5 protein-coding genes are annotated in these 13,109 nt (G+C 44.4%); 2 read left to right on the plus strand and 3 right to left on the minus strand.

Features of this window, described 5'->3' with window-relative positions; all coding sequences use genetic code 11:
- Positions 1–77: 77 nt before the first annotated feature.
- Positions 78–203 carry a hypothetical protein gene (locus tag SIB41_RS00465; protein WP_413359571.1) on the plus strand — a complete coding sequence of 42 codons (126 nt, stop codon included), beginning with the start codon at positions 78–80 and terminating at the stop codon, positions 201–203.
- On the opposite strand, the gene SIB41_RS00470 is transcribed toward SIB41_RS00465, so the two are convergent.
- The 3 genes from SIB41_RS00470 to SIB41_RS00480 form a co-directional block, all read right to left on the minus strand.
- A complete protein-coding gene (locus tag SIB41_RS00470) occupies positions 200–7,201 on the minus strand; it encodes an SUMF1/EgtB/PvdO family nonheme iron enzyme (RefSeq protein WP_413359573.1) in 7,002 nt (2,333 codons plus the stop codon). The two genes, SIB41_RS00465 and SIB41_RS00470, sit on opposite strands and share 4 nt — an antisense overlap.
- Positions 7,198–7,404, minus strand: a complete 207-nt coding sequence (locus tag SIB41_RS00475) for a hypothetical protein (RefSeq protein WP_413359575.1) — start codon at positions 7,402–7,404, stop codon at positions 7,198–7,200. The genes SIB41_RS00470 and SIB41_RS00475 overlap by 4 nt, the downstream gene beginning before the upstream one ends.
- 243 nt (positions 7,405–7,647) lie before the next feature.
- Positions 7,648–12,792, minus strand: a complete 5,145-nt coding sequence (locus tag SIB41_RS00480; protein WP_413359577.1) for an SUMF1/EgtB/PvdO family nonheme iron enzyme — start codon at positions 12,790–12,792, stop codon at positions 7,648–7,650.
- Here SIB41_RS00480 and SIB41_RS00485 point away from each other — a divergent pair.
- Positions 12,770–12,967, plus strand: coding sequence for a hypothetical protein (locus tag SIB41_RS00485; RefSeq protein WP_413359580.1), 198 nt, complete (start codon positions 12,770–12,772; stop codon positions 12,965–12,967). The two genes, SIB41_RS00480 and SIB41_RS00485, sit on opposite strands and share 23 nt — an antisense overlap.
- Positions 12,968–13,109: the final 142 nt, after the last annotated feature.

Genomic DNA, 13,109 nt, shown 5'->3' on the forward strand with positions numbered 1-13,109 from the left:
TGCTCTCACCCATCTGCAGTCAATGTTCCGAGTTCTGCAGCACTGTTCCAGCCTTCTTCGTATGCCTTGATGACGTCATGAGCGCCTTCCTGAAAGGCAGCTCCACTCCATTCCCAAGACATTCGTTGTTGGCTGGCAAATCGCCTTCGCTTGTTGCTGCACTGTCGATAGTGCAGATGGCTGTTTTAAGCGATGACGCTTAAGCCGATAGCGGATCCTGGAAATAGTCGCCAGCAATGTCGTTATCGCTGCTGTCGCTATTGCCATCAGCGCCGATCACACCCACAGCCGCTGGTGATTCGAGTGATTCAACAAAGTCATTGCCGGCTTCTACGGCATTTTGATCTTTAAAAGCTTGGTTATCCCAGGCTGCATCGCCTGTTGTTCCCTGATTATCGAGTTCATCCCAGGAGATTTGATCAGAACCGGTAAAGCTTGATTGTGTTCCATTGCCGCCATTAATTGGTTGTTGATGCAGGCTTTGGCCCCAATCGGCATCCAAGACAGCTAGATCTGCCATCGAGATCTGGCCATCAAAGTTGGCATCGACTCCTCGCGCCACACTGGCATCAACAAAGCCATCGCTATTGGCATCCACTGCATCTGGATGCTCACTGGCTTGTTGTTGCCTTGCAGCACCAGCATTGAGATAAGCCAGATCTTTCATTGAAACGCGGCCGTCGTAATTGAGATCGCCTTGGAAGGTGATTAGGTTTTTGGAGCCCTTTTGATTTTTAAAGACGTCTGAGCCGGCTGCTTGAAGGCTGAGGATGCCTTGGCTGAGATCAACAACATTGCCTGCAGCTCCAGTGATCTCGATATCGGCAACCAGTTGCGCTGTTTCTTGGCCTGCTTCCGTAAATACGCCATCAACAAAACTGCCACTCTCGAGGTCTGTTGAGGCTTGATAGCTTTCTGTTGAACTGATATAAAAACTGGAGGTATTCAACAAACTTGCATTGTCATTGGCAACTCCCGTAATCGCTATGTCTTTGGCTTTGATATTACCTACATTTGTCCATTCGCTTGTGGCTGTAATCGTATCGCCAGTTCGTACCAGATTTGTTTGTTTTGAGTTATAAGATCCAATATCAAGATCACTACTTAAGATCAAGCCATCGCCTTGTTCTTCTAGATTTATTGTTGCCTCATACAGGGTGACTTTGGTTCCATCAACAGCCAAATCACCACCGAGATCCCGCAGGCTCTTAATATCGCGATTCACAAAACCGCTGTCATCGTTTAAAGCTTTAGAGAAGACTGTTTCATCTTGATTGGCACTCAAACCAAAGAACAGTGGTGTGCTGAGATCGTCAATGCTGCCATCTGAATTTTGATTGAGTTCGGCAAGATTGAGTTCATTGAAATTCAGGTCAATCGACGCCAAAACAGCAACATCTGAGCCGATGCTCGATCCGGCATCGGCTAGATGGTTTCCATAGAGATCTCCTGGATCTAGATCTCCAAGACTTGCTGCTGCAATACGGATGGTTCCCACATCATTATCGATGCGTACGGCATTGGCGATGGGTAGCTGCCCGCCAATGGTGATATCAGATGCTTTGATCTCATTAAAGAGATAGGGATCAAAATTGATCGTGATATCAGCTGTTTCTAAGTTGTATCCAGCGGCCAGGCTCTTGGCTGTGATGTCTAGCTGATAGATATCACTGAGATCAACAGAATCACCAAGAACGGCTAATTGCTTTCTTGCTGTGGCTTGTTCTGCTTCTGTTCCTTCTTTTAAATGCAGGCTATAGCCAAGTTCTAGATCACTATCGAGTGTTCGCTCCAGGTTCTCTGCCCAGCTACTGACTATGTCGGGGCTGGTTCTTGCGTCTGCTAGGCCATTAACAGCAAGGCTGAATGATTTTTCAAAGGTTAATTGCGAAGAATCGCTAGTTTCTACTCGAATCGTATAACTATCTTTGGATTGATGTTCTGATGAATCATTGGTCTTCAGTTGATTCCCTTCGATTACAAACAAGCTATTGTCGTTGTCGCCTAAGCCAGAGACAAGCGAATAGGCATGGCTATCTCCAAAGTTTTGGTCGCTAGTCGAGAGAGTAGCGACAACGGAGTTAATCGCTAAACTCTCTTCAAATATTAGATTAGAAATATCAATATTATTAGGCGCCTGTTGCTCAAAGCCGGTTGTAATTCGCGAAAGGAATATATCCTCTGAATCAGTATCATCAGGGCCTCCGCTAGAGGCACTGGTTCGAGCGCTGAGATACATCTGTCCATCAGCGACGAAAAGGCTCTTATTAAAGTCAAGAGGGTCAGAGAGATCAAAGGTTAGCTCACGGCTGATCGAACCATCTTTTTCAATCTCAAATAATGTGGTTTTCTTTGGCGTAGCTGATAATTGTATGCCATTGTCTAAATCGTCATAATCTGCCCCAATTGCATAGGCACTGCCTCCATAGGAGACAATGTCTTCTATTCTTTGATCATCAGAATCTCCCCAGTGCTTGTCCCATAATATGTCTCCAGTCTCTAGATCCCGACTGACAAGTCGATAAGAATAATTGCTTCCCCATTTATCTAATGCTGTCGTTCCAGCCGTTAAAAGTTGATCTTCAAAGATCGTTGAACGCATATCGGCACTCCAATTCCCTACCGTTTGTGTGCTAAACCACTCCTCGTTGCCATCTAAATCGACCTTTACAACATGTGCTCCTCTTCCGGCTGCTTTGCCTTTTCCGTGTGACGACGTTCCAAGATAAAGACTTGAACCATCGCTTTCAACATCAACAAAACTACTTAAAGGTGTGTTGTAATCTTTCTGCCAATTGATCTCGCCAGTTTCCGTTTTCAGAGATTTATAGATTGCTTTGCTACTTCCATCTTGAGTACCACCAACAGCATAAAGCTGATCATCAACAACTTTTAGGTCGTAAATAGCATGGTCTTGAGTGAGCGCCTGAGCCCATTGTATTTCACCATCTGTGTTTAGCTTGTTGATCTTAGAATCACCATTAGTTTCACTCCAAGAAATATAGATATTGCCGTCCACATCAGTGGTTGTAGTTGTATTTAAGCCTGCATTGCTACTAACAGGACGAATCCACTTGGTGGATCCATCGAGATCAGTTTTAAGTACTTGAAGTTCATTTGTTTCTTTTTTAACAAGTGGTATGAATAGATCTTCTTGGCTAGAACTTGCTTCGCGTAAAGAAGAATTAGAAAACTGTTCAGTAAATGATTTTATTTTACTATGTTTAAGATGTTTACTCATCACCCAAGCATCTGCCAAGGTTCGATTGCCATCAATAAAGGATAGGTCTTCAATATCAATGAGCATATCTGTACCGTCTGGGGACTCATTGCGTGTATCTATAATTTCAATAGTGTCGTCTACTAAATAGTATTGATAATCAGATTTCTTACCCGTAAAGCGTGCCTTATCTCGACCCAAACCTCCATTAATTCTATCCCTACCAGCTCCACCATGAAAGACTTCGTTTTCTTCACTGCCCTGAAAATGATCTTCACCTGCAAGGCCGAAGATATGAGTCACTCCAGCTCTGCCTATTAAAAGATCATCGCCTTGTGTTGCATTGAGGTCTTGCGTGATATTAATACTGATTGGGATGTCAGTATTGTGATAAAGATTGGAACTATCTGTCGCCCTAAAACTAATTGAATGAAAGCCAAGATCATCTTCATCAATAGGACGACCACTTAGGTTGCCTTGACTATCCAAATGTAGCCAACTTGGGCCCTGAAGATGTGAATACGAAATTGAATCTCTATTAGGATCGACATAACTATCAGCTATCGAGAAGGAATAATCCTTACCTACAGGAACATTACCAATGATCCATTCTTCAGTTTCATCTAAATTTTCTTCCTGCATCTCTAGCAAGTTAATATCTTTTTCTCCAGGGTTGTCAAACAGTGGAGCGCGTTGCCATTGATTATTCCAACTGGTTATAGGAGCAAGGCTAACGACTCGAAAACCAATTTCATCAGATTCAACATCGGCATTATTGCGATGTCCTTCAAAGTTCCATGTGATACGTGAATCTGAGCTAAAGCCTGGATCTTGATCGCGAAAATCTCCGCCTACCCGATAACCACGATTTTCAGTCCATTCATGAACATTACCAGTTTGGTCATAAGTACCATAATGGCTTGGCAAGGCATAGGAGCCAACCGCTTTTGCTTCTCCATTAATATCGCCAAAATTGGCATCATCAGTGGTGATTGTATTGCTTTGCGTCGCATAAGCGAAATAGCCTGATTCTCCATCCTTGCCGCCATTTGGATCACCTGAATAATAAGCAGCTTTATGCCATTCACTTTGATCAGCAATGGCAACAGCTCCACTGCCCCAGAGATTGACATTGTGCCAACGATCTTGATATGAATTATTACTATTTATATTTCCATAGGTGCCAATATCAATGGACCCAGATGTCATCCAATTACTGAACCTTGCTGCATCTTCCCAGCTAACATTGGTAACTGGGTGGCGCTCCATGTCGGCAACACTTTTATAAACCCAATTCCCTTCTTCTCCCTCTCGAGTAATATTTCTTGAAGCCATATTTTGGCTCCATAATCCGTATTCGTCGTTGTAACGCGCTGCATTATTCAGGAAAGTTGCATACTCGTCATTCGTGACTTCATATTTGCCAATGTAATAACCATAGCTAACACTTCCGACGTCGTTTTTGCCGCCAACTGTTTTTTTACCATTTGGGTTATTGATATCACCTACATATACAGATTCGATTTCTAGTGAATCAAAGCTTTTGTCAACTGTAAATTGCCATGTATCACCTAGAACCACAGTGTCATCAGCAATTGAATTTATATCTTCGCCCTGATTAGTTACCGTATCAATTCGCCAGTAATAGGTTTCGCCAGGAGCAAGTACTGATGGTGTAAATATATTATGAAATTTAAGTTGTGAAGCTTGGAATGCTAATTCAGACGGGTCTGTACCTAAATAAATGTTATTAGCAACAGCCTCTCGTCCTTCCAACCACATCAGATCTGCATCAGCCTTAACGGTTAATGATCCATCTGGAGCGATAGGCATCCGCGCTTGATCCGTTTGATGGCCTGGAATCCAATAGGTTGTATCACCAAATTCATAAGGTCCGATATCAGGAGATTGTCCTAGCGTTCCAGCGCTAACTCCTTCAACAGGATCGGTAAACCCTGGTATTGATTTACCAGCATCAATCAGTACCGAGTCATTGCGAAGCCTGAAATCAAGATTGCCTGGATCACGGAGCTCTTGATGGAGAAGTTTTGGTTCTCCTCCATGACCACGGTCAAACGCTGATGAGTTATTTGTTTTGTCCTCGGGGTTCAGAACAGGAAGCCATGGGATCGAATTAGCAGAATTATTGTGAACAACAGAAAGGTGATTGCCCTTTTGGGGTAATGAGGTGTCTCTGCTTATTATCCGATCATGCTTCGTAATTCCATCGCCGTTATAGCCGTAGAATTTTACAGATGGAATACCCAGATCCACTGTATTATTAAAAGCTAGGTTGTTATGTATTTGGTGTTGATCTCCTTTGAGGTAAAAACCACGTCCATTTTGGAAGCTGACGTTATGGTCAACAATTCGGTCAACTCCCCCAGGGTGTCCATCAAGACGAATGCCATTGCGTGGTATGTCATGAACCCAGTTACGTCGAATGACAAGATTGTCAACTGATTGGTTGGCTGTAATACCACCAGTATCAGATGACCACTTTGTGTCATAAATATGATTAAGTTCTAAGTGGTTGTTGTGACCGGGTCTTCCCAGACCACCCCAGCCCATATCATGCACGCTATTACGAATTGCAGTTACATCGCTCTGGCTCATCACAACAGGGCCACCATTGGAACCCCAAAGCATGATATTTGAATTATGAAAATGATTATTTTCAAGGTGAATGTCTGATGCTGAATTTCTGCCACCATCAAATAAAAGTCCATAACTATATGCGAACTCATTATTCTTAAGGGTTAAATCTGAGGCGTGATTTCTTACACCTTTGAATACATTTCCTCCTGGGAAATGATTCTTTCCAAGCATCAGCCCGTTATGGGATGGATAGAGAAGACTGCTATTTGCGTAAGCAATATGATTAGAGTTGACAATAGAGAATGCTCCTGAGAAAAGGTTTACTCCGTCAAACTTTAGATAATTGCTGTTATTGACTTGAAAAATGTAGTTAGCGCCATAATTACCTTTTCCATGAGTTCTGGCCTCTATAATTGCGTCGTTTGGGTTTTGATCATTTTCTAGCCAGGCAAAGAGGTCTCCCGTATTTCTGTCGTAATACCACTCCCGTGGACTATCAAGAAGATCAATATCACCCTCGATAAAATAATCCCCACCACCTAATTTTCCAGTGCTTGTTATATTGTTAGCCTGAGGATTAGACAAGAACTGGCTTTCCCCTGCATCATGCGACGTGATGACAGCAGCACCTTTGCCTTTGATATAAGCAGTAGCACCTTCAACACTGACACCAAGCTCTTCTAGACCGCCATTATCCTCGTAAGAGCCATCAGCAATCTTTTTGGCTGAAGACCAGGTGTGCCAGAAATCAGCATCTGGCTGGTCATAGTCTTTATTGATATTGGGCCAGCGGGCCCCCGTAAGCATCTTGTCATCGATGAATAGCTGAGAGACATCAAACTGAACATCTTCATTCCATACGTTTGTTTTCCAGATGTTCCCTTCGTGAATTGCCCATGGGCTTTTGATTTGCTTGGCTCCAGAGAGCAGAACATCTTCATTGTTGTAATTCTGGAAAGTAATCCAACCATCTTCTGTGCCATGAACACCATCGAGAGTCAAAGCCTCTCGATAGATCCCGCCTCGAATATTAACAACATCGCCTGCCCCAACTTGATTGATCGCATGTTGGATCGTTTCAAATGGTGCATCAATTGTGCCTAAGTTGGCATCATCTCCATCATTAGAAACGTAATACTCAAAAGAGGTATTAGTAGTGCTTGATGCTGTCTCACCCTCACCCTCAGCCTCAGTATTTGTAGTTGGTGCAGACACCTTTTCTGCTAGCTGAAGGCTGGGAATTGGATTGGCGACGCTATCACTGTTGGCGCTGTCATCACTAATAAGGTTTTCGCCAATACCAAGTTGCTCACCAGCACCAGCTTGGCCTGCATTGATGCTGGCCTGATCGTCTTGTTCGTTGCTGTGATCGAGGCTGCTCATCGCCGCAAGCCTCGCCAGCGGCTTAGAACTTGCCCATGCTCATGCCCATCGCCATGTTCATCCGTTTGGCCTTGGCCATGCTCATCCCCTTGACCTGCTTCCACTCGCGCCAACGCTGGCAGCTTGAACTGCATGCAGGCTGATCGATCAAGGAGCCCGCTCAGCTCCCTGGCCAAAAGATCAGTGTTGGCGTGGGGTAGCACCTTACAAGCGGTTGTTCGGCACAACTTCAACCCTATTTCTAGGGGAAAACGCTTATCTCAGGCAATCAGCTGCCAGAAGACTTATCGCTTCACTGCCGTGATGTCGTTGAGTATGAGTTAGCAGAAGAGCTGGCTCAAAGGCTTGCAATAGCTTGCTTTTTAGCCATTTAGCCTTTTATCGTTTTCCTTTTGGCTTGTGAGTCTTGCTTCTGCTTGGCAGGCTTGTCTTTGGCTTTGAGGCCGTTAACCGCTGAGCGGATCTTGGAAATAGTCGCCAGCAATGTCGTTATCGCTGCTGTCGCTATTGCCATCTGCGCCGATCACACCCACAGCTGTTGGTGATTCGAGTGATTCAACGAAATCATTACCCGCTTCTAGGGCATTTTGATCTTTGAAAGCTTGGTTATCCCAAGCCGCATCGCCTGTTGTTCCCTGACTATCCAATTGATCCCAGCTGATCTGATCAGAACCGGTAAAGCTTGATTCTGTGCTAATGGCTCCTGCGTTTGCAGCTTGATGCAGGCTTTGGCCCCAATCGGCATCCAAGACAGCTAAATCTTCCATCGAAATCTGGCCATCAAAGTTGGCATCAACGCCTCGCGCCACACTGGCATCAACAAAGCCATCATTATTGGCATCCACTGCATCGAGATCCTCACTGGCTTGTTGTTGTCTTGCTGCACCAGCATTGAGATAAGCCAGATCTTTCATCGATACCCGGCCGTCGTAGTTCAAATCGCCTTGATAGGTAATCAGGTTTTTGGAGCCCAATTTATTCTCAAAGACGTCTGAGCCTGTTGCTTGAAGGCTGAGGATGCCTTGGCTGAGATCAACAACATTGCCGGCAGCTCCTGTGATTTCAATATCAGCAACCAGTTGCGCGGTTTCTTGGCCTGCTTCCGCAAATACGCCATCAACAAAACTTCCACTCGCGAGGTTTGTTGATGTTTGACTGTCGTCAGGTGAACTGATATAGAAACCAGAGCTTGTTAAACTTGCATTGTCATTCGTTAGGCCAGTAATTTGTATGTCTTTGGCCTGAATGTTGCCAACATTGGTCCATTCACTTGTTGCTGTAATCGTATCGCCAGTTCGTACCAGATTTGTTTGTTTTGAGTTATAAGAGCCAATATCAAGATCACTACTTAAGATCAAGCCATCACCTTGCTCTTCTAGATTGATTGTTGCCTCATAAAGGGTGACTTTGGTTCCATCAACAGCTAAATCACCACCGAGATCCCGCAAGCTCTTGATCTCGCGATTGCTTAACCCTGAAGCATCGGTGAGATCCTTAGAAAATACTGTTTCATCTTGATTGGCACTCAAGCCAAAGAACAGCGGTGTGCTGAGATCGTCAATGCTGCCATCTGAATTTTTAGTCAGTGTCTCAAGGTTATATTCATCGAAATTCAGATCGATCGACGCCAAAACAGCACCATCGGTGCCGATGCTAGCTCCGGCATCGGCTAGATGGTTTGCATAGAGATCTCCTGCCTCTAGATCTCCAAGACTTGCAGCAGCAATACGGATGGTTCCCACATCATTATCGATGCGGACCGCATTGGCGATGGGTAGTTGCCCGCCAATGGTGATATCTGATGCCTTGATCACATTAAACAGATAAGGATCAAAATTGATCGTGATATCAGCTGCTTCTAGGTTGTATCCAGCGGCCAGGCTCTTGGCTGTGATATCCAATCGATAGGTATCTTCCCAATTAACTGAATCGCCAAGAACTGCTAATTGCTTTCTTGCTGTTGCTTGGTCTGCTTCTTCTCCTTCTTTTAAATGCAGTCTATAACCCAGTTCGATATCACTATCCAGGGTTGCCTCTGGATTCTCAGCCCAGCTTTCTGCAATATTTGGATAAAGTCTTTCTTCTGCTAAGCCATTAACCTGAATTGCGACAGGCATAGGGGTATCGTGATACAAACCTGATGTATCAGCAACTCGAAAAGTTGCATAATTAATCCCAATATCTGAACGCGAAGGCGTACCACTCAGGTTGCCCTGAGCATCTAAAGACAGCCATGCAGGACCTTCTACTTTGCTAAACGCAAGTACTGTGCCTTCTGGATCAACAGCGCTATCTTTGATTGAGAAGGAATAGTCTGCTTCAATAACTGCTTCTCCACCAGACCAAGCATCTGCTTGCCATGATGGTGCATAGTTCGTCTTAGGTCCATTGGTGATTGGAGCGAGGCTAGCAACTCGAAATCCTGTATTGATGTCAGCAATACCAGGCTTATCTTTCTCTCTATTTGGATTTTGCAGATAGGTATCGCTTGTATCATCGAATGATCCACCAAGTTGTAGTTTTTTATTTTCAATCCACTCATTAACGTTGCCAGCCTGGTCGTAGGTACCGTAATAGCTTGGTTGATCGTAGTTGCCAACAGGGGTTACCTCTCCTTTGCTATTGAGGTAATTGGCATCTTCCGTTGTGATGCTATTACTTTGCGTTGGATAAAGCCAATAGCCGTCTCCGTCAGCTCCTGTAGGATCTCCGCTGTAATAAGCCGCTTTATACCACTCGTTGTTGTTTGCTAGTGCAACGCCACCACTACCCCAAGCAGCAAGATCTCGTTGAAAAGAATTACTTTTGATATCATTATAAACTCCTTTTTCGGTATTGCCAGTCGTTAACCAGTTAGCGAAACGACAGGCATCAAAATAACTAACAAAATTAACTGGATGATCTTCTCGCCCAGCAATAGTGCTATAGGCATAGTTGCCACTATCACCTGTACGCGTAATGCCTCCGTGTTCAGCCATTCCCTCGTGGTAGAGGGAGTAGTAATCGCTAACGGCTGCACTATTTAAGAATGAGGCATATTCAGCATTCGTAACCTCATATTTACCAATGTGGTATCCATAAGGAACGTCTCCATTCTTTGTAGAATCTCTTGTATTGCCTGCATCGCCCACATAGACGGACTCAATGACAACGTCACTAATTTCAGAAGGGGTAAAGTTCCATAGATCCCCTTTGATAATCCCGTCATCAGTAACGGTATCGATACGCCAATAATATTGCTGGCCTCCGCTCAGCGTTCCAGGAGTGAAAATATTGTTTTCCTGCCTTTGTTTGAATTCTAAATTCTCAGGGTCTGTTCCAAAATATATATCGTTGGCAATCGCATCAACACCCTCTAGCCACATTAAATCTGCATCCGTTTTAACAGTGCCAGAACTATCAAAAGGAATGGGTGTTTTGGCTTTATCAATTTGATGACCAGGGATCCAATAGTTCAAATCTCCATATTCATAAGCACCAATATCCGGATTTTCGCCTATATACCCATCTGTATAACCATCCAGATGCTTGCCGGCATCAACAAATACAGAACTTTCTCGCGGTCTAAAATCAAAGTTGTAAACGTCTCTAAGTTCATCCTCTAGATGGCCGTCTCGGTCTGATCTTCCAGAATTAGCTGTTTTGTCCTGCTCATTAAGAATCGGTATTTTGATCAGCGTATTGGCAGCATTATTATGAGCAATGGAGTTGGCATTGCCTTTATAAGGTTCATCTCCTCTTCTACCCATAAGTCTATCCTCATATTCCATGCTGTCTTCCGTCTCATATCCGTAAAACTTGTCAAAGGATATATTGATGTCATAGCGATCAGTATCAAAAACAGTATTGCCAATAATCATGTGTTGATCTCCTTTGACACGCAGCCCCCTTCTTGCATTGAAGACCACATTGTCTTGCAAAGTACCGCCTATACCCGCCGGATCGCCATCAAAACGAATGCCATTTTTGCTTGGCAATCCATGCAGCCAGTTGTTTCTAATCACCAGGCCATCTTGTATTGATTGATTGGCTGTTATGCCTCCTGTATCGGCCCTAAAATGGAAGTTATAGACATGATTTAATTCTATTAAATTATCCTTTCCTGGCCTCCCCAGGCCACCAAAACCCATCGAGTTAACAGTATTGCGAATGGCTGTTAGGCCTGTTTGACCACTAACAACTGGGCCACCATTGCCTCCTGGGATATAGATCGTGCTGTTGTGAAAATGATTGTTTTCAATCAGGGTGCCCTGGTTGTTAGGAGTGGTAAGCGACAAGCCATAAGAATTAGCAAATTCAGAATTTTTAAAAACCAGATTGTTCTCACCTGGGGTTACCGTAGTGGCTTTATTTCCTGGCATTCGGATGTCAGATTTAAGCATGAAGCCGTGATAGCTAGAATATAAAAATTTGCAGTTATCAAAGGTGGTTTCATCTGCATCGCTTAAGTGAAAAGTTCCTGAATGAAGAGTGATTCCTTCGAAGTCAACAAAGGAAGTATGCTTCATTTCTAAGATGCGATCTTCATAGCCCCTGTTGGTAAGCTCAGTACCTTTTTCCAGATCTCTAGCCTGAATATTTGAATCATTGGGATCTTTATTCTCTTCTAACCACGCATACAGGCCTCCAGTTTCCTTGTCGTAATACCATTCGCGCGGGCTATCTAATAAGTCTAGATGTGCTGTTAGATAGTAATGGTCTCCATCACGGTAGTCTTCAACATATTTGTTAGCTCCAGCATATGTGTTAGCTGCTATTTCAAAAGTAGACTCACCGGCTGTGTGTTGAATGATTTCTGACCTTTGGTCTGAAAAATGGGGTATAAACATTGCACCTTCTAAACTAAAATCCAAGCCAGATAAGTTATGAAGGTCACCAAGATCTTCAAAATTAAGATCGCCAGGTGTGTGTGATTCCAGATTTAGTTTTGCTTGAGTATTTAAATCCCAATAACTGTCTGGTGTGGGGCTATAGCCATTTGAATCATCTGGCTGGTCCCAATCTTTCGTGATGTTCGGCCAACGCGCAGCCGTGAGCATTTTGTCATCAAGGAACAGTTGCGAGACATGGAAATCAACATTTGTTTTCCAGATATTGCCGTCGTAAATTTCCCAGGGTGTTGTGATTTCTTTGGCGCCAGTGATTAAGACATCCTCGCCTTCGTAACCTTTAAATGTAATTCGATTGTCCGCCGTTCCGTGTATATCTTCTAAGAGTAGTTTCTCGCGATAGATACCGCCTCGGATATGAACAACATCGCCTGCTGCAACTTGATTGATCGCATGTTGGATCGTTGCGAATGGTGCATCGATTGTGCCTAGGTTGGCATCATTTCCATCATTAGCAACGTAATACTCATAGGAGCTATGAGCAGGACTCGCTGATTCATCTGCCTGTGCGCTTGTGCTTAGTGCTGATGCCGCCGCGACTGGGTGAAGGCTGACAACCGGCTCTGGGCTGTCAGCACTCAGGCTGTGTTGGCCGGCATGGGCAGGTTCATCGCTGCCCTCGTTGATCTCTGTTGGACCGCTGCCAGGGTCTGCAATCAGTTTGGCTGGCTCTTGTGTGTTGTCGTTACTGAGAGTGCTCATCGCAGCAGGCCATGCAGCAATGCAGAAGCAGGCTGATGTTGCAAACCATCAGCGTCAGCTTGATGAGCAGGCTGGTTGCAGTTGCCAGCTTGGTGTACTCGTGCTCGCAAGACTGGGTATGGAGCCGCTGCGCTCGTGGCCACTCGGCTGTTGTTCCCGCATGCTGATCTGTTAAGGAGCTGGCATGAGCCCCAGGCTGCAAGATCAGAGTGGTTGGCAGTGCGCACCTTAAAAGGCGTTTATAGGTACAATTTCATTGATATATCTAAGGAAAAGAGTATTGATTAGGCAATCTTTTGCCAGAAGACTTATTCATC

Source organism: Prochlorococcus sp. MIT 1201 (genome assembly GCF_047303415.1).
Lineage (GTDB): Bacteria > Cyanobacteriota > Cyanobacteriia > PCC-6307 > Cyanobiaceae > Prochlorococcus > Prochlorococcus marinus_D.

Excerpts from the sequence above, each read along its gene's own strand:
- SIB41_RS00470 (WP_413359573.1), bottom strand. The coding sequence starts at position 7,201 with ATGAGCAGCCTCGATCACAGCAACGAACAAGACGATCAGGCCAGCATC.
- SIB41_RS00480 (WP_413359577.1), bottom strand. The coding sequence starts at position 12,792 with ATGAGCACTCTCAGTAACGACAACACACAAGAGCCAGCCAAACTGATT.
- SIB41_RS00465 (WP_413359571.1), top strand. The coding sequence starts at position 78 with ATGAGCGCCTTCCTGAAAGGCAGCTCCACTCCATTCCCAAGACATTCG.